24 protein-coding genes are annotated in these 26,660 nt (G+C 67.9%); 8 read left to right on the top strand and 16 right to left on the bottom strand.

Annotated elements, in window-relative coordinates; translation table 11 throughout:
• Positions 1–10 precede the first annotated feature (10 nt).
• On the top strand, positions 11–733 hold the full coding sequence (gene phoU, locus C507_RS0114835; RefSeq protein WP_018700500.1) for a phosphate signaling complex protein PhoU: 723 nt from the start codon (positions 11–13) through the stop codon (positions 731–733).
• Positions 734–753: 20 nt separating this feature from the next.
• Positions 754–1,455 carry a phosphate regulon transcriptional regulator PhoB gene (phoB, locus tag C507_RS0114830; protein WP_018700499.1) on the top strand — a complete coding sequence of 234 codons (702 nt, stop codon included), beginning with the start codon at positions 754–756 and terminating at the stop codon, positions 1,453–1,455.
• A 132-nt stretch (positions 1,456–1,587) separates the two neighbouring features.
• Here the strand turns inward: phoB and C507_RS0114825 are convergent, their stop codons facing one another.
• Entirely contained in the window at positions 1,588–5,400 is a 3,813-nt protein-coding gene (locus C507_RS0114825) for an autotransporter outer membrane beta-barrel domain-containing protein (protein WP_083923570.1), read from the bottom strand.
• 224 nt (positions 5,401–5,624) lie between these two features.
• Positions 5,625–6,188: a GcrA family cell cycle regulator gene (locus C507_RS0114820; RefSeq protein WP_018700497.1), complete on the bottom strand. Its 564-nt coding sequence runs from the start codon at positions 6,186–6,188 to the stop codon at positions 5,625–5,627.
• 355 nt (positions 6,189–6,543) lie between these two features.
• On the opposite strand from C507_RS0114820, the gene C507_RS0114815 reads away from it, so the two are divergent.
• From C507_RS0114815 to C507_RS0114795, 5 genes are all read left to right on the top strand, one after another.
• Entirely contained in the window at positions 6,544–7,749 is a 1,206-nt protein-coding gene (locus C507_RS0114815) for an aspartate aminotransferase family protein (RefSeq protein WP_018700496.1), read from the top strand.
• Entirely contained in the window at positions 7,746–8,687 is a 942-nt protein-coding gene (gene argF / locus C507_RS0114810) for an ornithine carbamoyltransferase (RefSeq protein WP_018700495.1), read from the top strand. The genes C507_RS0114815 and argF overlap by 4 nt, the downstream gene beginning before the upstream one ends.
• Positions 8,684–9,676 (top strand): Hsp33 family molecular chaperone, encoded by a 993-nt coding sequence (locus C507_RS0114805; RefSeq protein WP_210162140.1) that lies wholly within the window; start codon positions 8,684–8,686, stop codon positions 9,674–9,676. Before argF ends, C507_RS0114805 begins: the two co-directional genes overlap by 4 nt.
• Before the next feature lie 113 nt (positions 9,677–9,789).
• On the top strand, positions 9,790–11,103 hold the full coding sequence (locus C507_RS21520; RefSeq protein WP_018700493.1) for an efflux RND transporter periplasmic adaptor subunit: 1,314 nt from the start codon (positions 9,790–9,792) through the stop codon (positions 11,101–11,103).
• Positions 11,100–14,501, top strand: coding sequence for an efflux RND transporter permease subunit (locus C507_RS0114795; RefSeq protein WP_018700492.1), 3,402 nt, complete (start codon positions 11,100–11,102; stop codon positions 14,499–14,501). Before C507_RS21520 ends, C507_RS0114795 begins: the two co-directional genes overlap by 4 nt.
• A gap of 48 nt (positions 14,502–14,549) precedes the next feature.
• On the opposite strand, the gene C507_RS0114790 is transcribed toward C507_RS0114795, so the two are convergent.
• The 11 genes from C507_RS0114790 to C507_RS0114735 form a co-directional block, all read right to left on the bottom strand.
• A complete protein-coding gene (locus tag C507_RS0114790) occupies positions 14,550–15,218 on the bottom strand; it encodes a tetratricopeptide repeat protein (protein WP_026319122.1) in 669 nt (222 codons plus the stop codon).
• Positions 15,219–15,424: 206 nt separating this feature from the next.
• Entirely contained in the window at positions 15,425–15,550 is a 126-nt protein-coding gene (gene ykgO, locus C507_RS0114785) for a type B 50S ribosomal protein L36 (protein ID WP_026319121.1), read from the bottom strand.
• A gap of 137 nt (positions 15,551–15,687) precedes the next feature.
• Positions 15,688–15,909, bottom strand: coding sequence for a DNA gyrase inhibitor YacG (locus tag C507_RS21515; protein WP_018700489.1), 222 nt, complete (start codon positions 15,907–15,909; stop codon positions 15,688–15,690).
• Positions 15,910–15,961: 52 nt separating this feature from the next.
• Positions 15,962–16,636, bottom strand: a complete 675-nt coding sequence (locus tag C507_RS21510; protein ID WP_018700488.1) for a Maf-like protein — start codon at positions 16,634–16,636, stop codon at positions 15,962–15,964.
• A 39-nt stretch (positions 16,637–16,675) separates the two neighbouring features.
• Positions 16,676–16,894, bottom strand: a complete 219-nt coding sequence (gene infA, locus C507_RS0114765) for a translation initiation factor IF-1 (protein ID WP_026319119.1) — start codon at positions 16,892–16,894, stop codon at positions 16,676–16,678.
• A 121-nt stretch (positions 16,895–17,015) separates the two neighbouring features.
• Positions 17,016–17,450 (bottom strand): arsenate-mycothiol transferase ArsC, encoded by a 435-nt coding sequence (locus tag C507_RS0114760; RefSeq protein WP_026319118.1) that lies wholly within the window; start codon positions 17,448–17,450, stop codon positions 17,016–17,018.
• 4 nt (positions 17,451–17,454) lie between these two features.
• Positions 17,455–17,946, bottom strand: a complete 492-nt coding sequence (locus C507_RS0114755) for a UPF0262 family protein (RefSeq protein WP_018700485.1) — start codon at positions 17,944–17,946, stop codon at positions 17,455–17,457.
• Positions 17,947–17,960: 14 nt separating this feature from the next.
• A complete protein-coding gene (hisD, locus tag C507_RS0114750) occupies positions 17,961–19,253 on the bottom strand; it encodes a histidinol dehydrogenase (RefSeq protein WP_018700484.1) in 1,293 nt (430 codons plus the stop codon).
• Positions 19,254–19,317: 64 nt separating this feature from the next.
• Complete coding sequence (locus C507_RS0114745; RefSeq protein WP_018700483.1) at positions 19,318–19,758, bottom strand: DUF2948 family protein; 441 nt, start codon at positions 19,756–19,758, stop codon at positions 19,318–19,320.
• A gap of 153 nt (positions 19,759–19,911) precedes the next feature.
• Positions 19,912–21,201 (bottom strand): UDP-N-acetylglucosamine 1-carboxyvinyltransferase, encoded by a 1,290-nt coding sequence (gene murA / locus C507_RS0114740; protein ID WP_018700482.1) that lies wholly within the window; start codon positions 21,199–21,201, stop codon positions 19,912–19,914.
• A gap of 212 nt (positions 21,202–21,413) precedes the next feature.
• On the bottom strand, positions 21,414–23,816 hold the full coding sequence (locus tag C507_RS0114735) for an ATP-dependent helicase (protein WP_018700481.1): 2,403 nt from the start codon (positions 23,814–23,816) through the stop codon (positions 21,414–21,416).
• 197 nt (positions 23,817–24,013) lie between these two features.
• Here C507_RS0114735 and C507_RS0114730 point away from each other — a divergent pair, with 197 nt between their 5' ends.
• The gene (locus C507_RS0114730) at positions 24,014–24,766 is read left to right on the top strand and encodes a 5'-methylthioadenosine/adenosylhomocysteine nucleosidase (RefSeq protein WP_018700480.1); all 753 of its coding nucleotides are present in this window, start codon (positions 24,014–24,016) and stop codon (positions 24,764–24,766) included.
• 83 nt (positions 24,767–24,849) lie between these two features.
• Here the strand turns inward: C507_RS0114730 and C507_RS0114725 are convergent, their stop codons facing one another.
• The 3 genes from C507_RS0114725 to trxA form a co-directional block, all read right to left on the bottom strand.
• Positions 24,850–25,329: an Lrp/AsnC family transcriptional regulator gene (locus C507_RS0114725; RefSeq protein WP_018700479.1), complete on the bottom strand. Its 480-nt coding sequence runs from the start codon at positions 25,327–25,329 to the stop codon at positions 24,850–24,852.
• Between the two features lie 148 nt (positions 25,330–25,477).
• Positions 25,478–26,080: a nucleotide exchange factor GrpE gene (gene grpE, locus C507_RS0114720; protein ID WP_018700478.1), complete on the bottom strand. Its 603-nt coding sequence runs from the start codon at positions 26,078–26,080 to the stop codon at positions 25,478–25,480.
• A gap of 137 nt (positions 26,081–26,217) precedes the next feature.
• Positions 26,218–26,538, bottom strand: a complete 321-nt coding sequence (trxA, locus tag C507_RS0114715) for a thioredoxin TrxA (RefSeq protein ID WP_018700477.1) — start codon at positions 26,536–26,538, stop codon at positions 26,218–26,220.
• Between the last annotated feature and the right edge of the window lie 122 nt (positions 26,539–26,660).

Genomic DNA, 26,660 nt, shown 5'->3' with positions numbered 1-26,660 from the left:
GCGGGACGAAATGGTCAGCGAGCACATCACCGGGGCGTACGACGACGAGCTGCGTGATCTCGTCGGCCGCATTGCCGAGATGGGTGGGCTCGCCGAGGGGCTGGTCTCGGATGCCGTGACCGCGCTGGCGAAGTTCGACATCGCCAAGGCGCAGGACGTCATCTTCCGCGATCACAAGCTCGACGAGATGCAGCGCCAGATCGAGGAGCGGGCGATCAGCGTCATCGCCCGCCGCCAGCCGGTGGCGAAGGATCTGCGCGAGATCATCGCCGCGCTTCGGGTCTCCGCCGACCTGGAACGCGTTGGCGATCTCGCCAAGAACATCGCCAAGCGCGTCATCGCCATCCAGGACCAGTTCCACACCAAGCGCCTCGCCTTCGGCGTGGAGCACATTTCCGAGATCACGCTGGAGCAGCTCAAGGCGGTTCTGGACGCCTACACGGCCCAGGATCTCGAGGCGGCGCGGGCGGTGCGCAACCGCGACGACGAAATCGACGCGATGTACACCTCGCTGTTCCGCGAGCTTCTGACCTACATGATGGAAGATCCGCGCAACATCACCGTGTGCACGCATCTCCTGTTCTGCGCCAAGAACATCGAGCGGATCGGCGATCACGCCACGAACATCGCCGAAAACATCCACTTCATGATCACGGGCGAGCAGCTCGAGGAAGATCGGCCGAAGCACGACGAGTCGAGCTACATCCCGGCCAGCTACAATACGGACGAGTGAGGTAGGGAGACGCCCTCAGTATGCCGAAGGTCTTGATTGTCGAGGACGAAGAGCCTCTGACGCTGCTGCTGCGCTACAATCTCGAAGCTGAGGGCTATGACGTCGACGTCTGCATGCGCGGCGACGAAGCGGAGATCCGGTTGCGCGAGAGCGTTCCCGACCTGCTGGTGCTCGACTGGATGCTGCCGGGCCTGTCTGGCATCGAGCTCTGCCGGCGCGTGCGCAACTGGCCCCAGACGGAAAAGTTGCCGATCATCATGCTGACCGCGCGTGGCGAGGAAACGGAGCGGATCCGCGGCCTGTCCACCGGCGCCGACGACTACGTGGTCAAGCCGTTCTCGGTGCCGGAGCTTATGGCGCGCATCGGCGCGATCCTGCGCCGCTCCAAGCCGGCGGTGGTGTCCTCCATGCTGACGGCGGGCGACATCGAGCTCGACCGCACCACCCATCGGGTGCGTCGCATGGGCCGTGAGATCCATCTCGGCCCGACCGAGTTCAGGCTGCTGGAATTCCTGATGCAGTCGCCGGGCCGGGTGTTCTCGCGCGAGCAGCTGCTCGACGGGGTCTGGGGTCACGACGTCTATGTCGACGAGCGCACCGTGGACGTCCACATCGGACGGCTGCGCAAGGCGATCAACCGCGGCAAGGCGCGCGATCCGATCCGCACCGTCCGTGGCGCCGGCTATGCTTTCAACGACCAGTTCGCCGACCTGGTGAAGTAGCGCGGGCACCTGTCTGTGTCCGGTCTGCTCCTCTTCGAGGTGCGACCGGCTGACGGGCGCGCGATGCGGTCCCTCTGACCGTCAGTCTGGCGCCGGGGCGTCTGCGGGAGGCGGTCAGCCGCCCCCGTCGTGTTAGAAAGCGATCGCGAGCTTGGCGCTGCCGCCGTAGCTCTGGGTGTTGTCGGAAAACTGGCCGAACGCCTTGATCGAACCCACGATGGACGTGCGTGAGAGAATGTCGAGACCAGCGCCGAGATCGAGGTAGGTCTCGTCGAAGTCGCTTGTCACCGTGAACGGAGCAACGCCGGCAGGCGTTCCGACAAAGCTGGCGGTCAGCGACGGGTTGGCATCGCCGAGGAACTGGGTCAGCCCCACCGTCAGGCTTGGACGCAGTAGCGTTCCGCCCGCAAGCGCGAATTCGCCACCGATCTCCACCGCCGGCTGGATGTTGAAGTAGGTCTCCGACTGGCTGCCCACGGTGATTTCCGCACCGCTGGCTCCGGTTTCGGTGAAGCCATCCGTCATCACCTGATCGAAGGCGAGGTCGATGCGCGGTTTGATGTACCAGGAGTCCCGGGCGAACGCGTGGGAGGCGGATATCTGGCCGGAGACCGTCGACAACGACTGGCTGCTCTCGAGGGTAGTGCCGGTGTAGACCCGCCGCGTCACGTCGTGATTGCCGATGCCGCCCGACAGCGAGGCCGACAGCATCGTGTCGCCGAACCGCCGCTTGGCGACGAGACCGGCCTGGGTGAAATAGCCGTCACTGGTCGCCAGATTGGTCACGTCCAGGGTCTGGGTCTCGTAGGACACCGCCGTGCCGAACGACCAGACCTCGTTCACGGTGAGCTGGCCACCGCCTGCGAAGACATAGCTGGACTGGTCGTAGCCGTTGTTGGCCGCGCTCTCGGAACGGTCCAGGTGCGCCGCGCCGATGCGCATCCAGCCGCAGCTGTCCTGCTGGACGAAGCGGTAGGCGCCCTCCCGCGCCGCGCAGCTGAGAAGGGCGTCCGACAGACGCATGGACGAGAAGAGGGTGGCTGACTGTGTGTGGGTGTGGACCTCGGGGACAAGGCTGTCGAGAGCAGCGACATAGTCACCTGCCTCGACGATGTTGACGAGACCGGCAAGCGCGCCGGCAATCTCGCCCTCGTTCTCGATGACGTCCTGCAGATGGCCGGCAAGCGCGCTCTGGTTGGCATTCGCCGAGGCAAGGGCGTCGCTGTCGGTCAAATTTATGTTGTAGCTGAGCAGCAGCTCGACATCGCTGGTGGTGTCGAGGGTGTAGCTCGCCGTCGACGTATTCGTGACCGTCAGCGCTGACGCATCGATCGTGCCGTTGTCGGCCAGGCCGACGAGCGCGGTGCCGTTGGCGGAGCTCAGGGATACCGCGTTGCCCTGCACCGAGCCGGCCAGAACCGTCCCGGCCGTCTGGAACCGGATCAGGTCGGTTCCGTCGGTGCTGATGTCGACGACATAAAGGCCGTCGCTGCTCTGGGTCACGACACCGGTGAGGGAGGTTGTCAGGACAGTCCCTACGCCGCCCGGCGACATGGTTCCGGAATTGGTGAAGGTGCCGCTCGCTCCCACGTCGAACGCCGCGCCCATCGCGACGGTGCCTGTGTTGGTGAAGTTGTTGGCGTAGCTGGCGTCCGTGGTGAGAGAACCACCGAACGTGCCGGCATTGGTGATGCTGACGAGGCCGCCCGTCGCGGAAACGGCGTAGAGCGTGCTGTCGGTGACGTCGCCAGTGGTGATGGTGCCGTTGTTGATGATGGTGTTGCCGGTCGTGCTGCCATTGGCGAAGGCCACGGCCGCCGTCGCATCCGTATCGGCGGTCACGGAGCCACTGCTGTCGACGGTCAGCGACAGAGTGCCGTTGGTGGCGCTGCTGGTGCTTTCCATGTAGATGCCGTAGGCGTCCGAGCCCGACGCGGTGATCGAAGCACCGGTGGTGACGGTAACGTCGCCGGAATTGCCGGCAGTGCCGCTGCCGCCGCTCTGCGCCTGGCTGATCGCGACGATACCGTGTGCGCCCGCGCCGCTGGTCTCGATGGTGCCGCCGCTGACGGTGAGCGAGACGTTACCCGCCGTACCGTCGTCGCCCCCGCTCGAGCTGTCGCCGCCGGCCGCCGATTGGCTGAGCGCGTAGAGGCCGTGCGAGCCAGATCCGGCGGTCGTGATCGTGACCGTGTCGAAGGCCAGATCGATGATGCCGCCATCGCCGCCGGTGCCATCGCTTCCCTTGCCGGTGGCGCCCGCCCCGCCGATGCTCTGCAGCAGGATGCCGAAGGCGTCCGCCCCGCTGGTTGTCGCGCTGACGGAGGCGACCGTTCCGGAGATCTTGCCCCCGTCGCCGCCGCTGCCGCCATCGCCGTCGCCGGACAGGTCGTCGCCATCGCCCCCTTTGCCGCCGGCGCCGCCGGTGCTCGACAGGGTGAGCGCGCCCATGGAACCGCCGCTGGCGCTGGTGGTGACGGCAAGCGTCGAACCGGTGTCCACGGTGATCGAGACAGCGCCGCCCGCCCCGCCATCCCCGCCGTCAGCGGCCTGATCGTTGTCGCCGCCACCGCCCTCGGTGTTGCTGTGAGAATAGGAGCCATAGGTGCCGCCGTCGCCGCCGGTCGAGGTCATGGCGAAGGCAACGGACGCTTCGGCACTGGTTTCGACCGTCAGGCTGGAGCTGTTCTGCAAGATCAGCGAACCCGCTCCGCCGTCACCGCCGGCGCCGGCAGCACCGTAACCGGCATCGCAGAAACCTGTGCAGTCCTTGAGCTCGACGTCGTTGCTGTCGCCGCCAGCGCCACCCGTGCTCATGATCGCGACGCCGTAGGTGGCCGAGGACGAAGTGTCAATCACGCTGGCCGTGGCGCCGTCCAGGGTCAGGCTGACATTTCCGCCGGCGCCGCCGGCCCCTCCCTTGCCGGAATCGGCAAGGTTGTTGATCAGGTAGACCGACCATTCACCCTTGCCGAGACCGGCCTTGGCGCCTGCACCACCGGCGCTTGCGATCTCGATGCCGATGGCGGAAAAATCACTGATGCTGACATCGGTATCGCTGATCGTGAGGCCGGCGTCGCCAGCCGTACCGCCGGCGCCGCCGTTTCCCGAATAGGCATTGCAGCCGGTGGAATCCTTGTTGTCGCAGCGTGCTTCTCCGCCCGCGCCACCCGCCCCGCCCAGGCTCTGCAATTGAATACCGTATTCAACGCCTGAAACGTCGATGCCAGCATCGGCACTGGAGTTGGACAGGCCGGTGAGCGTGACCTTGACCGCACCGGCTGCTCCGCCGGCGCCGCCATCGCCGCCAGAGGCACTGGGTCCCGCGGTTCTGTTGTAGTAGTTGCCGAACGTGGCCTCGCCGCCCGCGGCGCCGTCACCACCCTCGCTGATGGCATACAGTCCGGTTACGCCTTCCGTCTGCGAAATAAACCCGCCGGTCATCGTCAGCGTTGCCGTTCCAGCAGTCCCTCCGGCGCCGCCCTTGCCGCCGGTGGCGCCGGCATCTGCGGTCGTGTCGACCGACTCTCCGGCGGCGCCGTCCCCTCCGGCCGTGGCGATGTAGATGCTGTTGGCGGTGGCACCCGAGACGCCGTAGGAGGCGTCCCCGTTCGTGCCGGTGAAGGTGATCGTGGCGTCCGACCCGTCCGATCCGGCGTCGCCGTCGTCACTGCCGACGAAGCCCTGCTCGACAAGGGAAATGTTGCTTCCGCCGGTGTCGATGTCGCTGGTCAGGGTTTCGACCACCACCGTGTCGATGCCGTCGTCCTGGTCGTAGGAAATGGCCCCCGGGTCGCCCGTACAGGTGGCCGTTGTGCCGGACGTGGTGCAGTCTGCCCGGGCGTCTGCCAGACCAAACCCCGTGAAAAGCAGGACGGCGCCAACAACCACGGAGACGCATAAAGCGAGACGGCTTGCTGAGCCGTTGGAATGACTGCTTGTCATCGAATGGAGCCCCCCAGCTCCAACCTCCGATCATCTGCGGGCGATGGACCGCAGCGACTACTCGCCCCCACGAGATGGATGCCCAACGGTAACTGTCATGTGCCGGAGGGAAAAGCGGAATTGCCGGAGATGTCCGCGAACGGCAACCTAGACAACAAAAAATCCCGGAGCGGATGCCCCGGGATCGATGATGCGGCTGGTGAGGGGTGCCGGCGGACAGCGCCCTAGCTGGACGACTTCTTCCGGCGGTCGGGCGCAGGTTGATAGGCGACGCGCGAATGGGCCGCGCAATAGGGCTGACCGGGCGTGGAGTCGCGGCCGCAGAAGGCGAAGTCGGACGAGCCGGGGTCGCCCATGGGCCAGCGGCAGGTGTGCTCGTTGAGCTCCATGAGCGTCTTGCGCTCGCCGAACGGCACGACTTCGGCCGCGGCGGCCGGCACGACCTCCGCCTCGATGACCTGCTCCGCGACGACCTTAAGCGCCGTGTTGCCGACGACGCGGGTCTGGCGCGCCACCGATGCGCCGCCGCCGCCCCCACCGCCGCTGCCGGTATGGGTGGTGCGGCCGGTGCTCGGCTTGGAAGCCGGGCGCGGCTTGCGCGGCCGCGATGCGCTGGGCGCCTTGGCACGGCCCGACAGGCCGAGACGATGGATCTTGCCGATGACGGCATTGCGGGTGATCCCGCCCAGCTGGCCGGCGATCTGGCTGGCACTGAGGCCTTCCGCCCAGAGCTTCTCCAGCAGCGCCACGCGCTCCTCAGTCCAGGACATCGGTGTTTCGTCGCCCATTCGGGACCTCCGTCTGCGGCTCGCAGAATCCGTCAGCGCTGCGGGACCAGCCCACGCAGGTGCGCATATAGGGTTCTGGATGGGGCCATGCACGATATCTCGTGCCTCGACGGGATGAAGACTACAACATCGCGGGAATCGATGACAAGATTCCGGGCGCCGAAGCGCTGTGGACCGAATCAGTTTTCCCCAACGCATTTGGGGCGCCGGAAAAGGCCTGAAAACCGGCTCGGAGATTGACAGAAGGCGGGGTTCCCAGAATATAGAAAGCTTTCGATCGTGCCGCCACCTGGCGGCACGATTTGTTTTTCGGGTGCCCCAACATGCCCTTAGGCGCCTAAACTTGAGAGAACCCATGGCAACGTCGGCCCTGTACAAGACCTATGCGCGCGCTGATCTCTCGTTCGAGAGCGGCGAGGGTGCCTGGCTGAACGGGTCCGACGGCCGACGATATCTCGATTTCGGCTCCGGGATCGCGGTGACCGCGCTCGGTCACGCCCATCCCCACATGGTGGAAACGCTGACCGAGATGGCCGGCAAGGTCTGGCACACGTCCAATGTCTTCCGCATTCCCGAGCAGGAGCGGTTCGCCGAGCGGCTGTGCGCGGCGACGTTCTCCGACCGCGTCTTCGTGACCAATTCGGGCACGGAAGCCGTTGAGGCGGCGATCAAGACCGCGCGCCGCTACCATTTCGCCAACGGCGAGCCGGATCGCTACCGGATCGTGACCTTTGACGGGGCCTTCCACGGCCGCACCATCGCGGCGATCGCCGCCGGCGGCAACGCCAAGTATCTGGAAGGCTTCGGCCCGGCGCTGGAAGGCTTCGACCAGGTGCCGTTCGGCGATTTCGAGGCGGTCAAGGCGGTGGTCGGTCCGCAGACGGCGGCGGTCCTGATCGAGCCGGTGCAGGGCGAGGGCGGCATCCGTCCGTTCGCCAACGAGTTCCTGCGCAAGCTGAGGGATCTCTGCGACGAGACGGGCACGCTGCTCGTGCTTGACGAGGTGCAGACCGGCGTCGGGCGCACGGGCAAGCTGTTCGCCCACGAATGGTCGGGGATCACGCCGGACGTGATGGCGATCGCCAAGGGCATCGGCGGCGGCTTCCCGCTGGGCGCCTGCCTCGCCACGGCCGAGGTGGGCGACGCGATGGTGGCCGGCACGCACGGGTCCACCTATGGCGGCAATGCGCTCGCCTGCGCGGTTGGCAATGCCGTGCTCGACGTGGTGCTGGCGCCCGGGTTCCTGGACAAGGTGTCCGAGCAGGGCATCGTGCTGAAGCAGAAGCTCGCGGCCGTGGTCGACGCGCATCCGGCCATCTTCGACACCGTGCGTGGCGAAGGCCTGATGCAGGGCCTCAAATGCCGCGTGGCGCCTCAGGATGTGGTCCTCGCCACGCGCGAGGAAGGCCTCATTACCATCGGCGCCGGAGACAACGTGGTCCGCCTGTTGCCGCCCCTGGTGGTGACGGCGGACGAGATTGACGAGGCCGTTGGCCGTCTCGACCGCGCCGCGACGGCGCTGGAGCAGGCGAGCGTGGCCCAGGCCGGGGGAACGGCATGACAACGACGACTACGATCAGGCACTTTCTCGACCTCGACGTCCTGTCCACGGACGTGTTGCGGGGCATCATTGACCACAGCCGGGTACTCAAGGAGACCCGCGATGGCGCGCGCCGGGGCCATGGTCCGCTGGCCGGCCGCGTGCTGGCGATGGTGTTCGAGCGTCCCTCGACCCGGACTCGCGTCTCCTTCGACGTGGGCATGCGCGAGCTGGGCGGCGAAACGCTGATGCTGACGGGTGCGGAAATGCAGCTCGGCCGCGGCGAGACCATCGCCGACACGGCGCGGGTGCTGTCGCGCTACGTGGACGCGGTGATGATCCGGATTCTCGATCACGACGCGCTGATCGAGTTCGCCGAGTTCGCCACCGTTCCGGTGATCAACGGGCTCACCAAGGTGTCGCATCCCTGCCAGATCATGGCGGACGTGCTGACCTTCGAGGAGCATCGCGGCCCCATCAAGGGCCGCAAGGTGGCGTGGACGGGCGACGCCAACAACGTGCTGGCGTCCTGGGTCCAGGCGGCGGAGCGCTTCGCCTTCGAGCTGCGCATCGCGACGCCCAAGCAGCTCGCGCCCAGCGACAGCAACGTCGAGAAGGCGCGTGCGGCCGGGGCCAACGTGGTGTGGACGGAAGATCCGTTCGAGGCGGTCGACGGCGTCGACTGCGTGGTCACCGACACCTGGATGTCCATGGGTGACCGCGAACGCGAGCGCCGGCACAACCTGCTGAAGCCGTACCAGGTCAACGACCGGCTGATGGCCGCGGCCGCGCCCGAGGCGATCTTCATGCACTGCCTGCCGGCCCACCGCGGCGAGGAGGTCACGGAAAGCGTGATCGACGGACCGCAGTCGGTGGTCTTTGACGAGGCGGAAAATCGCCTACATGCGCAGAAAGGAATTCTGGCATGGTGTTTGGCGGAGCAAGCAGCGGCGGAATGAGCGAAGTCGGAGCGGATGCCCTGAGGCTTCCGTCGGACGATCTCGTCCTGCCCTTTTCGGTGAATGCGCTCGACGTGCGCGGGCGCGTGGCTCATCTGGGGCCTGTGGTGGACACGGTTCTGTCCCGCCACGGCTATCCGGACACTGTCGCGCGCCTGCTCGGCGAGGCGCTGGTGCTCACCGTTCTTCTCGGCAGTGCGCTGAAGTTCGAAGGCCGCTTCATCACCCAGATCCAGAGCGACGGGCCGATCAACCTTCTCGTCGTCGACTTTCGCTCACCGGAGCGGGTGCGGGCCTATGCGCGGTTCGACGAAGCCGCCATCGCTGCGCGCGCCGAGGCGGGCACGCTCGGCTTCCGCGACCTGGTCGGAACGGGTCACCTGGCGCTGACCATCGATCCGGGCGGCCACATGCGCCGCTACCAGGGCGTGGTGCCGCTCGACGGCGACAGCCTGGAAGAGGTCGCCCACGCCTATTTCGAGCAGTCCGAGCAGATCCCGACGACGGTGCGTCTCGCTGTTGCCGAGGTGTTCGACCGGCAGGAGGGCGAGGCCCCCCGCCAGAGCTGGCGCGCCGGCGGCGTGCTCGTGCAGTTCCTGCCGGAATCGGAGGACCGCATCCGACACCGCGATCTCGACCCCGGCGACGCCCCCGCCGCATCGGCCGCCATGCCGGTCGATGACGACGATGCCTGGGTGGAGGCGCTGGCGCGGGTCGGCACACTGGAAGACGTCGAGCTCATCGATCCGGACGTGGCGCCGCCCCGGCTGTTGCTGCGCCTCTTCCACGAGCGCGACGTGCGGGTCTTCGACCCGGTTGCGGTCGAGGAAATCTGCTCGTGCTCGCGCGAGCGGGTCGAGGGCATCGTGCGTCAGTTCGGCGACGACGAGCGCCGCGAGATGATCGAGAATGGCGAGATCGTGGTGACCTGCGAGTTCTGCAGCTCCACCTACCGGTTTGATCCATCTGATTTTGAAGCCGACGCGTAGGGTTTAGAAACGGGATACGTTCCAGTTTCATTGCGGTCCGCGCCGATGGGGGCGCGGCCGGCCGACGAGGCTTGACCCTATTGACGCAACATGATCGCTCCGAAAGAGGCCGCGTGCGGTCGGCACTCGGGCTGACGGCTCGGGCCGTCCTGCCGGTGCTGGTGCTGGTCGGCGCGGTGGCGTTTACCCAGTGGCTCGTCGGCTCGAAGCCCGAAATGCAGCGCCGCCCACCGACGGAAACCGCCTACTCGGTGGAGACCGTCGAGCCGGAGCGGGGCGCCCACAGCCCCACCGTCTCCGTCTATGGCGAAGTGGTATCCGCCGCGCGGGTCGAACTGCGCGCGCTGGTCGACGGCGAGATCATGGAGGTTGCTCCCGGCCTCAAGGCGGGCGCCACCGTTGCCGCCGGCGACGACCTGCTGGCGATCGATGCCTTTTCCTATGAGGGGGCTCTGGTCGAGGCGAAGGCGAACCTTGCCGAGGCCGAGGCCGAGCTCACGGCAGCCCGGTCCCGCGTCGCGCTCAAGACCGAAAGTCTCGCGGAGGTGCGCACCCAGCTGGACCTCGCCGAGCGCGACCTGGAGCGCGGCCGTACCCTCGTCACCCGGCAGGCCGGAACGGAACAGTCGGTGGACGAGCGCAGCCTGGTGGTCAGCCAGCGCCGCCAGTCGATCAGCCAGCTTGTCAACGAGATCGCCATCGAAGAGGCGGGCATCAAACAGCAGACGGCCGCGATCGAGCGGCTGCGCTGGCGGGTGCGCAACGCCGAGCGCGATCTCGCCGACACCGCGCTCAAGGCGCCGTTCGATGCCGTGGTCGTGAACGAGACAGTGGAGGTGGGCCGGCTCATCGGAGAGAACGACGTGGCCGTGACCCTCGACAGGTTGGATGCGGTGGATGTCGAATTCACCCTCTCCGACCGCCAGTACGGGGTTCTCGTCAACGATGGCGGCTCGCTGGAAGGCACGCCGATCGAGGTGATCTGGCGTATCGGTGACACGCCGCGCCGCTACACGGCGACGGTGGAGCGCGTCGGGGCGGAGATCTCGTCGGCGCGAGGCGGGATCCAGGTCTATGCCAGGTTGGACGAGAGCCAAGAAAAGGCTCTGCCGCGTCCCGGGGCGTTCGTGGAAGTGCGGCTTCCCGGACGGGTGTTCGCCGATTCCATCCGGATCGCGGCGGCCTCGGTCTACGACCGCGACCACGTCTTCGTGGTGCGCGACAGCCGGCTGGAACGCCGCACCGTCGCCGTGCTCGCCCAGGATGGCGACACCGTGATCGTGGCGGGCGAGGTGGCGCCGGGTGACCACGTGCTGCTCACCCGCATAGCGGAAGCCGGCGACGGCCTTCTTGTCAACGAGACCCTTACGCCGCCGGCCGCCGAGCCGGCGACGGCCGTGCGGGCGGCGGGAACGGTCCAGCGATGACCAGCCCGCGCCGCGGCGGCGGCCTCATCGGCCTGTTTGTCCGCCACCCCAACGCCGCCAATCTCCTCATGGCGCTGATGCTCATTGCCGGCGTCGTGTCGCTGGCCCGCATCAACACGCAGTTCTTTCCGACGGTCGAGGAAAAGGTGATCACCATCACCACGACCTGGTCGGGCGCCAGCGCCGACGACGTGGCCGCCAACATCCTCGACGCGATCGAGCCGGCCGTCCGCTTTCTCGACGGTGTCGACGCGGTGACCTCCTATGCCCGGGAGGGCTCCGGGACGACGATCATCGAATATGACGCGGCCACCGACATGCAGAAGGCGGTGGCCGACGTCGAACAGGAACTCGATCAGATCACCACGCTGCCGGAGGCCAGCGAAGAGCCGACGATCAGCTCCACGCGCCATCACGATGTCGTCTCGCGGCTCATCCTGACCGGTCCGTTCGAAGAGGCCGCGCTGCAGATCTTTGCCAAGCAGATCCGTGACGACCTTCTCGACCGGGGCATCGACAAGGTCGGGTTCAGCGGCATGCGCGACCAGGAGATCGAGGTCGCCGTTGCCGAATCCACCCTTGTGCGCCTCGGCACGAGCATCGAGGAGATCGCCCAGGCCGTCGCCAGCAACACGCTCGACCGGCCGACGGGCACGGTTTCCGGCACGGTGGAGAAGCAGGTCCGTGCCCTGGCGCCGGGGGAAACGCCGGAGACCTTGTCCGGGATCGAGGTGAAAACCTTCTCGAGCGGCGAGCGGATCCTTCTCGGCGACATCGCGTCGGTCGAGGCTGCCTTCGATGACGATGCCCAGCGCGGGATCCACGACGGAAACCCGGCAATCGCCATATCGGTGGAGCGCAGTGTCACCGCGGATGCACTCGAAACCGACCAGATCGTGAAGGACTACCTCGCCGAGGCGCGCGCCAAGCTGCCGCCGACGGTTCAGATCTACGAGACGCGGAACCAGGCGAGTTTCCTTTGGGACCGGATCAACTTGCTCGTGCGCAACGGCTGGCAGGGGCTGCTGCTGGTGCTCGGGGTCCTGTTCGTCTTTCTCAATGCGCGCATCGCCGCCTGGGTGGCGCTCGGCATTCCGATCTCCATGGCGGCAACGCTGGCGATCATGTTCGCCACCGGCCAGACCATTAACATGATGAGCCTGTTCGCCCTGATCATGATGCTGGGCATCATCGTCGACGACGCCATCGTCGTGGGGGAGCAGACGGCGACGCGCGAGGAGGCGGGGGACCCGCCCGCACTGGCGGCGGAACGGGGCGCCCGTCAGATGATGGTGCCGGTCTTCGCAGCCAGCCTGACGACCATCGCCGCGTTTGCGCCGTTGTTCCTGATGACCGGCGTCATGGGCCAGATGATCGAGGTCCTGCCGCTGGTCACCATCTCGGTTCTGTTCGCCTCGCTGGTGGAGTGTTTTCTGGTCCTGCCGGCGCACCTGGCCCACTCCGGTGGAGGCACCGGAGAGCCGCGCTGGTCGCTGGTGCGGCAGATGGTGGTGGCCATCGCGATCGGAGCGCTTCTGGTCGTCGTCGCGCCGGCGGCGGGGGCGACCGGGGAGGGCGCGCTGGCCGGCCTGGTGTCGGCACTCGGAGCGACCCGCGCCGCCATCGGCCCCGTCGCCAGCATCCTCGCGGTTTCCGCGCTGGCGTTCGTTCTTGCCGGCCTCGTCGAGCTCGGGCTGCTCCGCACCCGGCTGGCGGCCAGCCGGCGCAAGTCCGAGGGGCGCACGCGGGGCGGCTTCCGCCCCTGGTTCGATCGCGGGTTCGCGGCCTTTCGCGACGGCCTCTTCCGCCGCTTCGTGCGCCTGACCTACGCCTGGCGCTACACCACGCTCGCCGTGGCGCTGTCGGCGCTGCTGATTGTGGGTTTCGGGTTGATCGCGGGCGGGCGGATCGGCTTCGTCTTCTTCCCCTCGCCGGAGGCGGAGAGCCTGCGCGCCACCGTCGAGGTCAACGCGGGAACGCCGGAAGACGAACTGATCGCGGCCGTGCAGAGCATCGAGGGGGCGCTGGAGCTTGCCGAGCAGCAGTTGTCCGGCGGCAGCGAGCCGTTGCTGCGCTCCATTTCCACGACACTGGGCGTGTCCGGACAGAACAAGGGCGACAACCTCGCCGAGATCGACGTCCAGCTCACCGCCTCGGAAGCGCGCAGCGTGCGGACACCCGAAGTGGTGCGCGCGTGGCGAAACGCGGTGCCCGACATTCCGGGTCTCAAGTCTTTCGCCATCAACGAGCGCCGGGGCGGCCCGCCGGGACGCGACCTGGACGTGCGTCTTCAGGGCGCCGACCCGGTCCTGCTGAAGGACGCGGCCCAGGACGTCATCGCCGAACTGGAAACCATTCCCGGCGTCAGCGCCGTTTCCGACGATCTGCCCTACGGCAAGCCGGAACTCGCCATGCGCCTGACGCCACGGGGAGCGGCGCTGGGATTCACGCTGGACAGCGTGGCCACCCAGGTCTCCAACGCCTTCGAAGGCGCCATAGCCCGTCGCATACCGGTGGGCGATGAAGAGGTGAAGGTCCGCGTCAAGCTCGCCGATGACGGGTCCGGCGACGCGGCGTTGCGCGACATGTGGCTCAGGAGCGCAACCGGGTCCTTCGTGCCTCTCTCCGAAGTCGTGACGCTGGAGGAGCGCGACGCGTTCTCCGTCATCCTGCGACGCGACGGCCGGACGACGGTGTCGGTTACGGCGGACGTGGATCCGGACGTGAACACCTCCACGGCCATCACCGAGCTTCTGCGTGCTGACATCATGCCGCAGATCGCTGCGAAGCACGGCATCGATTTTTCCTTCTCGGGGCGCGACGAAGAACGGCGCGACTCCTTCGCCGATCTCAAGCTTGGCACCGTCATAGCGCTGGTCGTGATCTACATCGTGCTGGCCTGGGTGTTCGGTTCCTACTGGCGGCCGCTGGCGGTGATGGCCATCATTCCGTTCGGCATCGTCGGCGCCGTGCTCGGCCACCTGATCCTCGGCTTCAATCTCACCATCATGAGCCTCATCGGTCTTCTGGGCCTTTCCGGCATCCTGGTGAACGACTCCATCATCCTGGTCAGCCGTCTCGACGAGCGGCTGCGCGAGGGCGACGCGCTTGAGACTGCGGCCATCGGGGCGGGTTGCGACCGGCTGCGGGCGGTGCTGCTCACGTCGCTGACGACGATCGGCGGCCTGACGCCGCTGTTGTTCGAGACGAGCCTGCAGGCCCAGTTCCTGCTGCCCATGGCGATCACCATGGTGTTCGGCATCGCCGCGGCAACGCTGCTGGTCCTGGTTCTGGTGCCCGCCCTGATCGGGATCGGCGGAGACATCGGCCGGCTGTTCGCCACCATCGACGGACGTCGCCGGACGGACCGCGACGTGGCGCTGACCGCCGGAGAATAGGCTGCCCCTGAAGACTGCGCTGGCGCGCGGCAGCGCGTCCCCCGTCTGTCAGATGTCTTCGCCGTCGCGCTCGGCCTCCAGATCGTCGCAGGCCTCCTTGATGCGCGGCTGGAGCGGGTAGATGGCCAGCGCCTGCTCGCAGGCCTCGCGGGCCTCGTCCTTCTGGTCGAGGGCGTTGAGGATGGTGGCCAGCCCGCCGATGGCTTCCCAGTTGCGCGGCTCGATGGCGAGCGCGCGTTCCAGGTCGGCCATGGACCGGCCGAAGTCCTCCCGCATGAAGTGAACGGTGGCCCGGCGGTTCCAGCCCTCCGCATAGTCGGGCTTCAGGCGCACCACCGCGTCGAGAAGGTCCAGGGCCACGGGGAGCTGTTTGGCTTCGACGGCCGAGGCCGCCTGCTTCATCAAGAGCGCGATGGTCGGGCTGCCGGAATCCAGGAATTCGCGCTGGATGGTGCGCGCGATGGCCGCGGCGCGCTGCTCGGTCGGCGCCTCGCGCAGCCGTCCGAACAGCCGATCCATGCGGGCCTCGGGCGTGTCCGCAATGTCGGCCTCGGCTTCATCCTCCGCCTCAAGGCCGGGCGGAAGGGGGATGTCGTCGGGGGATCCGGCTTCCGGAAGGAGGCCGGGAAAGCGCTCGCCGAGATCCTGGGCGAACGCGGGCGCGGCGAGCGCAAGCGCGCCAGCAAGGATCAGCACCGTCGGGATGGATCGTGTCATCACCGGAATATGGCGCCGCGGCGCAAACCCGTCAAAGGGAGAGCGTTCGCAGCCGCATCACGGTTGCGTTGAGGGTCCGGTCGCGGACGCTGGCAAGACGGCGGCTGGCGGGCAGCGGAGCCTGGATCCCGGCGCAAGCGGATGTGTCTCCGCTCGACAGGTCGGGCCGGCTCGGCCGCGGGCGCTGTGCGTACAGATGCGCGGGCTCAGCCCTGGCGCGCCTTGTAGCGCGGAGCCTTCTTGTTGATGATGAAGACCCGTCCCTTCCGGCGCACGAGCCGGTTGTTCCGGTCGCGCTTGAGGAGGGCCTTGAGCGAGTTCTTGATTTTCATCGGATGACCCTGGGCAAACAACAAAGGCGCGCACGGGCTCCGCGCGCGCCCAGAATGAAACTGACGGGGCGTTGTATGGGCTCTGGCCGCTCGCCTGTCAACCGGGGCAGGCGCGCAGAGTGCAGCGGGCGGCCCTGTCAGTCCTCTTCCGGCGGGCCGCCGGCCGAGCCGTCTTCTTCCACGACCGGAATGGAATAGCCGCCGCCGAGCCACTTGCCGAGATCGATGTCGGCGCAGCGCTTGGAGCAGAAGGGACGATAGTCCTGCACCGTCGGCTTGCTGCAGATGGGGCACTTGCGGCCCTTGCCGCCCGTGGACGACCGGCCGCCCCCGCCACCGGCGGGCCTGGGCTGGTTCAAGGGTTTCTCCCGGTATCTCATGGCTGGCGAACGCGCTCGGCGCGGAGACTGTTCACCCCGCGGCGTCCTTCGATGCGATTTCCGTGGGGGCCGCCGAGGTCTCGCGCGTGCCCGGCGTCCAGCCGCCGAGAACGGGGTAGCCTTCGCCGGTCAGCAGCGCCGCCGTCTCGAACAGCGGCAGTCCAACCACATTGGAATAGGATCCGACCAGCTTGGCGACGAAGGCGGCCGCGATGCCCTGGATGGCGTAGCCGCCGGCCTTGCCCTTCCATTCGCCGGAGGCGAGGTAGGCTTCGGTTTCCTGGCGCGACAGCCGCTTGAAGCGCACCCGGGTCTCCACCGTCTTCTGGCGCAGCTTGCCGCGCGGCGAGATCAGCGTCACGCCCGTGTAGACCCGGTGGCCGCGCCCGGAGAGCAGGTCGAGGCACTCCTCGGCGTCGCTCAGCGATTCCGCTTTCGGCAGCACCCGGCGTCCCACTGCGACGACGGTGTCGGCGGCCAGGATGTAGGCGGTGCCGACCTCCTTGTCGGCGCGGGCGCGCTCGTAGGCGTCGTCGGCCTTCATCCGCGCCAGGCGCTGCGCCAGTGCGTGCGGACTTTCTCCCTCGGCCGGCGTCTCGTCGACGTCGGACGGTGCGAGGTGATCCGGCACGACGCCGATCTGCTCGAGAAGCGCGAGGCGCCGCGGCGAGCCGGAGGCGAGAACGAGGGTCTGACCGTCAGTCATGATGCGGGTATCGGTCCGGGGTCCGAGGGGCGGAGCGTCTTACTTGAACCGGTAGGTGATCCGGCCCTTGGTAAGGTCGTAAGGCGTCATCTCGACCAGAACCTTGTCGCCGGCCAGCACGCGAATGCGGTTCTTGCGCATCCGGCCGGCCGTGTGGGCGATGATCTCGTGGTCGTTTTCCAGTTGGACGCGAAACGTGGCGTTGGGGAGAAGCTCCGTAACGGTGCCAGGAAATTCCAAAACTTCTTCTTTGGCCATGCGCTTGGATGGTCTCTGCCGATACCGGGTCGGCGAGACCGTAGCGAATCGCGCTGCGGTTGGAAACAGTTCTGACGACGGGATTTGGCGGCGTAAAGCGACCGAAGGTCGTGTTTTGCTGTCAAACCGAGAAACGTTGCTTGATGCGGGTTGCCAGTCCGTCGCGCACCGATCGGTATCCGTCCATGATCTGCGACCGCGATCCACCGGTCACGGTCGGGTCGGGGGTTGGCCAGTACTCCACGTCGAAGGCCTCGGTCCGCGCCATCTCCAGCGCCCGGTGGTGGGCCTCGGGCGCCAGCGTCACGACCAGGTCGAAGCTTGTATCGGCGAGTTCCTCAAGGGTCCGGGGCTGGTGCCCGGAGATGTCGAGGCCGAGCTCGTCCATGATGGCAACGGCGAACGGGTCCGGCTTGCCGCCGCCCACGACACCGGCGGAGCGGGTGTAGAGGCTGTGCGGAAACAGGTGATGCGCCAGGGCGGCCGCCATCGGCGAGCGGACCGCGTTCTGTCGGCAGACGAAGAGAACCGCGCCCGGGCGCCCGGTTCCTGTCACGAGCCTAGCCTCGCCAATGGAGTGCGCAAAGGAGGGTGAACAGCCGTCGGGCGGTGTCGAAATCCACCTCGATCTTACCTTCAAGCCGGTCCAGCAGGATCTGCGAGCCTTCGTTGTGGACGCCGCGGCGGCCCATGTCGATGGCCTCGATCTGGCTCGGCGAAGCGGTCTTGATGGCCTCGAAGTAGCTCGAGCACATCAGGAAATAGTCCTTCACGATCTTGCGGAAGGGCGTCAGCGACAGGACGTGGGTGGCGAGCGCGGTGCCGTCCTCCAGCGATATGGCGAAGACCAGGCGGTTTTCCACGATGGCCAGCGCCAGCCGGTAGGGGCCGCCGTCGTGACCGACCGGCGCGAAGTGGTTGTCCTCCAGGAGATCGTAGATGGCGACAGCACGTTCGTGCTCGATATCGGGCGTGGAGCGGGCGATCGAGCTCTCGTCGAGGTCGATCGCTAGGAGCCGTTGGCGGGAGCCGTCTGCGGAAGCGTCGACCATGTCCGTTCGCCTCGTCAGTGGTTCAGCCGGATCGAGACCGAGCGGCCGTGGGCGTCGAGCCCCTCCGCCGCCGCCAGCGTGCGCGTCGCCGCGCCGAGCCGCGCCAGGCTCTCCGCATTGCAGCGCAGGAGTGACGTCCGCTTCATGAAGTCCAGCACAGACAGCCCGGACGAGAAGCGCGCCGAGCGGGCCGTCGGCAGCACGTGGTTGGATCCGGCCACGTAGTCGCCCACCGCCTCGGGCGTGTAGGCGCCGAGGAAGATCGCGCCGGCGTGGCGGATCCGTCCCGCGAGCGCGTCCGGATCGGCAACCGCCAGTTCCAGATGCTCCGGCGCGAGCCGATCGACCAGCGCCGGTGCCTCGTCCAGCGAGCCCAGAACGACGATGGCGCCGAAGTCGCGCCAGCTGGCGCTGGCGATGGCGGACCGGGACAGGGTGGTCAGATGCGCCGCGACGGCGCGCTCCACGGCATCGGCGAAACCGGCGTCGTCGGTGATGAGGATGGACTGGGCGGCGGTGTCATGTTCCGCCTGCGCCAGGAGGTCGGCGGCGATCCAGTCAGGGTTGTTGGCCGCGTCGGCGACCACCACGACCTCCGAGGGACCGGCGATCATGTCGATGCCGACGGTGCCGAAAACCTGCCGCTTGGCGGCGGCGACGAAGGCGTTGCCCGGACCGACGATCTTGGCCACCGGCGCGATGGTTTCCGTGCCGTAGGCAAGCGCGGCAACCGCCTGGGCGCCGCCCACCCGGTAGATCTCGTCGACACCGGCGATCTGGGCGGCGGCGAGCACCAGGGGTGCGATCGTGCCGTCTGGCGTCGGCACCACCATGGCGACGCGCTCGACGCCGGCGACCTTCGCGGGAACGGCGTTCATCAGCACCGAGCTCGGATAGGCGGCGGTGCCGCCCGGCACGTAAAGGCCGACTGAGGGCACCGCGGACCACCGCCAGCCGAGCTCGACCCCGGCCTCGTCGGTGAAGCGCGCGTCGTCGGGGCGCTGGCGGGAATGGTAGGCCTCGATGCGCGCCTTGGCGAAGGCCAGCGCCTCGCGCTGCTCGTCCGGAACGCCCGCGGCAGCTTCGGCGACCGTATCGCGGTCGATGGCGATGGTCTCGGCGGTGAGGTCGAGACGATCGAAGCGGCTGGTGTACTCGATGAGGGCGGCATCGCCGCGGGCGCGGACATCGGCGACGATCGCGCGGACCGTGGCGTCGACGTCCTCGGAGACCTCGCGCTTGGTGGCGAGCAGCGCCGTGAAGCTGTCCTCGAAGCCGGCCTCGGTGCTGGTCAGTCGCAGGGGCACGGGCGCGTGTCCTTCCTCAAGATCGGGCGGATCCCGGAAGTCGCGCCGGGATCGGGCATGGCATTCAGTCGTCGAGATCGTGCTCCGGACGGCCCTGGGCCGCCCACGCCGCGCCGAGATCTGTCAGCGTGACCTCGATGCAGTCCACGTCGAGCTGCATGGCACCACCGCCGGAAAAATGCAGCGTGATCCGGCCGGCGGGCGCTTCGCCCTCGTCGAAGGTGACCGCCAGCAGGGACAGCACCGCGTCGGGGGCGTCGCGCCGCAGGTTCTGAGCCCGCGCGGCGGTCACGTGGGCGAAGTCGAGCACGGCGCGGTGGCGCTCGTCGCGCTTGCGGCGGCCGGACGACGCCTTTTCCCAGACGAACCGGTTCAACACGACGACGAACCGGTTGTCCGCCGCGCGCCAGCGCAGCGCGCCGACATTGAGCACGGCATCCTGGACGTGCGCGGAGACAACGGCGAGGTCGTCGCTGTCGAAGGCCGCGAGCTTCAGTTGGTCCATGGCGGGCGTCTTGCGATCCGGGTTCGGCCGGCAGGAAATGCCGGCCGGATATCTGAGCCTCGTCGCCCGCGCCGGATCGCTGACATCCGGACGAGCGTCGCTTTAGGGTCTAGCCAGTCACGGGCGGCGATGCAATCGCGGCGCGGGTTCCCGTCAGCCGGAAATGCGCTCGATGTCGGCGCCGCAGCGGCCGAGCTTGTCCTCCAGCCGCTCGAAGCCTCGATCGAGATGGTAGACGCGGTTGATCGTCGTTTCCCCTTCCGCCACCAGCCCCGCGATCACCAGCGATACCGAGGCGCGCAGGTCGGTCGCCATCACCGGCGCGCCGCGCAACCGCTCGACGCCCTCGATGGTGGCCACCTGGCCGTCGAGGTGGATGTTGGCGCCGAGGCGGGCCAGCTCCTGCACGTGCATAAAGCGGTTCTCGAAGATCGTCTCGGTGATGTGCGAGGTTCCCTTCGCCGTCGTCATCAGCGCCATGAACTGCGCCTGCAGGTCGGTCGGGAAGCCGGGGAACGGATCGGTCTCCACGTCGACGGCGGCAATGCCGGCGCCGTTGCGGCGGATGCGGATGCCGCGATTGGTCTCGCTGATCTCCGCGCCGGCCCGTTCCAGGATGGCCAGCGGCGCCGTGAGCAGGTCGCCGCGGGCGTGTTCCAGCGTCACGTCACCGCCGGTCATGGCAACCGCCATGGCGTAGGTGCCGGTCTCGATGCGGTCGGGCAGCACCCGGTGGCGCGCGCCGCGCAGCCGCTCGACGCCCTGAATGCTGATTTCCGACGTTCCGGCGCCCTCGATCTTCGCGCCCATGGCGATGAGGCAGTTGGCAAGGTCGACAACCTCGGGCTCGCGCGCCGCATTGGTGATCAGCGTCTCGCCCTTGGCCAGCGCCGCCGCCATCAGCAGCGTGTGGGTGGCGCCGACGGAGACCCGCGGCAGGTCGATGCGGGCGCCGACGAGCCCGTTCGGTGCCCGGGCGATGGCGTAGCCCTGGTCGATCTCGATCTCGGCGCCGAGCTGCTCAAGACCCTGGATGAAGAAGTCCACCGGTCGGGTGCCGATGGCGCAGCCGCCGGGCAGCGACACCCGGGCCACGCCCATGCGCGCCACCAGCGGGCCGATCACCCAGAAGCTCGCCCGCATGGTGGAGACGAGCTCGTAGGGGGCGGTGGTGTCGACGATGGCGCGGGCGCACAGATGCACCGTCTGGCCGGTCATGTCGTTCTGGCCGGCGCGCTTGCCCTCCACCGACCAGTCGGTGCCGTGGTTGGCGAGGATGTGGAAGAGCTGCTGCACGTCGCGCAGGCGCGGCACGTTCTCCAGCGTCAGCGTCTCGTCGGTGAGCAGGCTGGCGATCATCAGCGGCAGAGCCGCGTTCTTCGCGCCGGAAATCGGGATCGTCCCTTCCAGCGGGCCCCCGCCCCTGAGCCGAATGCGATCCATGTGGCAGACCCTTCTCGCGCACGTGCCTCGGAGCGGGCGGCGTGCCGGATGCCGGCGCCGAAGGTCCGCTCGAACAGAGCCTCTGCGGGCCGGTCACCGCGACCGGTTTCCGGCCCGGGCAACCCGCCGAGGATGACCGGAACTAGACCACCGTCCGGCCGGGCGCAAGCGCCGCTGCGGAAGCCCTTGTGCCGCCGTTCTTTTTTGCCGGCTCAGGGTCTCTGGACGAACGAGTCCAGCACCCGCTTTCGACCCGCCTTGTCGAAATCGACGGTCAGCTTGTTGCCCTCGACGGCCGCAACGGAGCCGTTTCCGAACTTCATGTGAAAGACACGGGTGCCGACCGGAAACGCCGGCTCGGCGTCCGACACGCTCTTGGCGACCAGCTCGCCCTCAATGGTGAGCGGCTCGCGGGCGCGGGGCTGCGGCGTGCCTTGCGACTTGCGCCGCTGGGCGCGCTCCCAGCCCGGGGTCGCGTAGGTGGAGGAGAACGGTTCCACCCGGTCGAACCGGCTCTGGCCATAACCGCCATAGCCACCGCCGTAGCCCGACTGTTCGCGCACGTCCACGTGCTCCTCGGGCAGTTCGTCGAGGAAGCGCGACGGAATGGTCGATTGCCACATGCCGTGAACGCGCCGGTTGACCGCGAACCACACGAAGATGCGCTGGCGGGCGCGGGTCAGGCCGACATAGGCCAGCCGGCGCTCTTCCTCCAGGCCTGCCTGGCCGCTCTCGTCGACGGCGCGCTGGTGGGGGAACAGGCCTTCCTCCCAGCCCGGCAGGAACACGGTGTCGAATTCCAGCCCCTTGGCGGCGTGCAGCGTCATGATGGTGACGGCTTCCTGGCCGGCCTCGTTCTCGGTGTCCATCACCAGCGAGATGTGCTCGAGGAAGCTCGGCAGGGAATCGAACTCGTCCATGGCGCGGACGAGCTCCTTGAGGTTCTCCAGACGGCCCGGCGCATCGGCCGAGCGGTCCATCCGCCACATCTCGGTGTAGCCGCTCTCGTCGAGCACGATCTCGGCCAGCTCGGTGTGGGTCAGCCGGTCGAGCTCGGAGCGCCAGCGCGCGAAGGAGGCGATCAGATCCTTGAGCGAGGTGCGGGTCTTCGGCTTCAGCTCCTCGGTCTGGACGAGCTCGGTGGCGGCCTGGACCAGCGGGATCTGCCGGGAGCGCGCCGTGTCGTAGAGCGTCTTCACCGCTACTTCGCCGATGCCGCGCTTCGGCGTGTTGACGATACGCTCGAAGGCGAGATCGTCGGCCGGCTGCACGATGACGCGGAAATAGGCGAGCGCGTCGCGGATCTCCTTGCGCTCGTAGAAGCGCGGACCGCCGATGACCCGGTAGGGTAGGCCCAGGGTGACGAACCGGTCCTCGAACTCGCGCATCTGGAAGGATGCGCGCACCAGGATCGCCATCTGGTCGAGGGAGTGGCTCTTGCGCTGGAGGGACTCGATCTCCTCGCCGATGGCGCGCGCCTCTTCCTCCGAATCCCAGGAGGAGGCGACGGTCAGCTTCTCCGCGTCGGCATCCACGTCCTCGGTGAACAGCGTCTTGCCGAGCCGGCCCTCGTTGTGGCCGATCAGGTGCGAGGCGGCGGCCAGGATCGGCGCGGTGGAGCGGTAGTTGTTCTCCAGCCGAACCACCGCGGCACCGGGGAAGTCGTTCTCGAAGCGCAGGATGTTGTCGACCTCGGCGCCGCGCCAGCCGTAGATCGACTGGTCGTCGTCGCCGACCACGCAGAGGTTGCGGTTACCCTGGGCGAGAAGCCGCAGCCAGAGATACTGGGCGACGTTGGTGTCCTGGTACTCGTCCACCAGCATGTAGCGGAAGCGCTCCTGGTAGGAGGCGAGCACGTCCGGGTGGGTGCGGAAGATCTGGATCGGCTCCAGCAGCAGGTCGCCGAAGTCGGTGGCGTTGAGGACGCGCAGCCGCTCCTGGTAGGCCTTGTAGAGATCGGCGCCGCGACCGTTGGCGAACGCCCGCGCCTCGCCCAGCGGCACGTTGGCCGGCGTCAGGCCGCGATTCTTCCAGCCGTCGATGATGTTGTGCATCTGGCGCGCCGGCCAGCGCTTCTCGTCCAGCCCTTCCGCCTGGATGATCTGCTTGGCGAGCCGGATCTGGTCGTCGGCGTCGAGGATGGTGAAGTCGGGGCGCAGGCCCACCAGCTCGGCATGCCGGCGCAGGATGCGGGTGCCGATGGCGTGGAAGGTGCCGAGCCAGGCCATCCCCTCGGCCGAGGGGCCGACGAGGCTCGCCACGCGCTCCTTCATTTCCCGGGCCGCCTTGTTGGTGAAGGTGACGGCCAGGATTTCGCCCGGCCGGGCGCGGCCGGTGGCAAGGATGTGGGCGATGCGGGTGGTCAGCACCCGGGTCTTGCCGGTGCCGGCGCCGGCGAGCACGAGGACGGGCCCGTCCACCGTCTCCACGGCGCGGCGCTGCTCGTCGTTGAGCTTGTCGAGATAGGCGGCAGCGGGACGCGCGCCGCCGAGCGCGCGCTCCGCGATCCCGCCGCGCTTGGGCGCCGGCATGCCGGGTCCGCGCAGGGGCGCGGACGCACTCTCCTCGAAACCCGGCACGGCGGGCATGGCCGAGCCATCGGTAGAACGAATCATTCGGTGATCCTGAGCCGATTGGAACAATCGAGCAACAGCGGCGGCTGCACCCGGCGTTGGTTAAACCCGAAATTGGGTGCGCGGAGGGCAATCCCAAGGGTGGCGGCCCGCATTCTGCCGCGGGCGGTTGCCTGTGGCGCCAGTCTCTGCCTCTTCTGGCGCGAACTTCCAAGCCCTGCGAGCGGAGCCGATCGCCGATGACCATCGCCATTCAGTGCGCCATCCCCCAGGAACTGGCCGTCCTGCGGGCCGAACTCGATCACCGCGAGAGTGTCGAGATCGCGCATTTGCGCTTCGATCACGGACGGCTGCACGGGCGTGACGTGGTCCTGGTCGGCACCGGCATCGGCAAGGTCAACGCGGCGATGGTGGCCACCCACCTGATCGACCGGCTCGGGGCGCGGACGATCCTGTTCTCCGGCGTGGCCGGCGGGCTCGACCCGGCGCTCGCCATCGGCGACGTGGTCATCGCGGACCGGCTGGTGCAGCACGATTTCGGCTGGTTCGAGGAGGAACGGCTCAACCCCTATCACCCTGGCCACCTCCCTTTCTTTCTGCCCACCGAGCGCTTCGGCTATACGCTCCGCCCGGACACCCGTGCCCGACTGGAGGAGGCGCTGTCGGGCCTGGCGCTTGAGCCTGTGGCGGCCGAAGCCGGCGGCGAGGGGCGGCCGCCGAAGATCGTTTTCGGAACGGTGGTGACCGGCGACCAGTACGTGAACTGCGAAGCGACCCGGCAGCGCCTGTTCGAGACCTATGGCGGCCGCGCCACGGAAATGGAGGGCGCGGCGCTCGCCCAGGTCTGCGACCTGCACGGGGTCGACTGCGTCGTCATCCGCGCGTTGTCGGACCTCGCCGGCCACTCCTCCAAAATGGACTTCAACGCCTTCGTGGACGCAGTTTCCCAGTCCTCGGCGCGGATCGTGGAACGCGTGCTGCCGGCGCTCTAGAGCAATCGCAGAGAAGTGCTTGCGGTTTTCCGCCTGCGATTGCGGTCCAGAAAATGGGCCTCACGCCGCGTGTTCCGCCCGCCCTATTCCGGGATCGGCAGCCGCTGGTCTGCCTTCAGGGTCGAGAGCACGATCGACGATTTTACGGTCGACACCGACGGGTGCGGCAGCAATTCGCCGTTGATCAGCTCGGACAGGGCCGGCAGGTCGGCGACGACGATCTTCAGGAGATAGTCCATGTCGCCGGTCAGCGCGTGCGCCTCCTGCACCTCGGGAAGTCGCGCGACGAGGCGCTGGAAGCGGTCGGCATTCTCCGGCGAATGGGTGTCCAGCATGACGTTGACATAGACGGTGATGGTCAGGCCGAGCTTCGCGGCGTCGAGGTCGGCGCGGTAGCCACGGATCAGGCCGGCCTGCTCCAGCCGCTGACGGCGGCGCGAGCATTGCGAGGCGGACAGGTGGACGATTTCAGCCAGCGCCTGGTTGGTCAGCGCGCCGTCGTCCTGGAGGGCGGCCAGGAGCCGCCGGTCATAGCCGTCAAGGGAAACGGTATCGTGCGTCATGCGGGCAGACTATGCACGTTCCGCGCGCGAGGAAAGCCGCCCTGGCTTTTCCTGTTCATGAGACAACCACAGAAGCGTTGCCCCGAGCATGGCAACGGCCCGGCGCTCTGGGCGTCGGGCCGCAAAGACGCGATCGGAGAAAGCCTGGTCAGGCGTCGTTCTCGGCCTTCGGCGCGGCCTTCGGGCCGCCCTTGGAGACGCCCACCATGGCGGGACGCAGAACGCGGTCGGCGATGACGTAGCCCGGCTGGACGACCTGCACGACGGTTCCGTTCGGCACGTCCTCGTTGGGCACCTCGAACATCGCCTGATGCTTGTTCGGGTCAAAGCGCTCGCCGTGCGGCTCGATCTTGGCGATGCCGTGCTTTTCCAGCGCGTTCAGGAATTCGCGCTCGGTCATGGCGACGCCGTCGATCAGCGCCTTCATGTTCGGATCGGCCGGCTCTTCGTTCTCCGGCAGGGCCTCCAGGGCCCGGCGGAAGTTGTCGCCCACCGACAGCATATCGCGGGCAAAGCCGGCGATGGAGTAGCGCCGCGCGTCCGCCACGTCGCGCTCGGCGCGGCGCCGGGTGTTCTCCGCCTCAGCCAGCGCGCGCAGCAGCTGGTCCTTGAGGTCGGAAACCTCGCGTTCGAGCCGGGTCACCGGATCATCGACGCCGGACTCCTCGGCAGCAGCGTCGGCTTCCGGCGCCTCGACCTCGGGCTCGATGTCGTCGGAGGGGGCCTTGTTCGCGGTGTCGTTGCTCATCATCGCTCGTCTTGGGCAGTCGGTGCGGGGTCGCCGGTTGCGGCCCGTCTCGGATGCTATCTAGGAATTTCGGCACGCAAATGCGAGCCCGGTCGCAATCGCCCGGGCTCGCGAAGGCGTCGGTCTCGCCGGCAGGCGGATCAGATCGAGGCGTTGATCCATTCGACGAGCTTGCCCTTCGGCACGGCGCCGACCTGGGTGGCGGCCGGGGCACCATTCTTGAACAAAATCAGCGTCGGGATCGAGCGCACGCCGTACTGCATGGCGATCTGCTGGTTCTCGTCGATGTTCAGCTTGGCGATCTTCACCTTGCCGTCCATCTCGGTGGCGATCTGCTCCAGCGAGGGGGCGATCATCTTGCAGGGGCCGCACCACTCGGCCCAGAAGTCGACGACCACCGGCTCGTCGGAGTCCAGGACATCGGTCTTGAAGGACGAATCCGTCACGTTGGTCGGGCTCATGGCATACCTCGGATCATGGTTCCCGGCGCCGGGTTGGCGGCGGCGGGGCGGCGCTCCGGCCGCCTGTTGGGAAAAGCCGGACGCTTCGAAGGAGACGCGATCGGACGCGGCTTCGAGGCGCG

Source organism: Amorphus coralli DSM 19760, from assembly GCF_000374525.1.
Lineage (GTDB): Bacteria > Pseudomonadota > Alphaproteobacteria > Rhizobiales > Amorphaceae > Amorphus > Amorphus coralli.
This window is presented reverse-complemented; position numbering and strand designations above follow the sequence as displayed.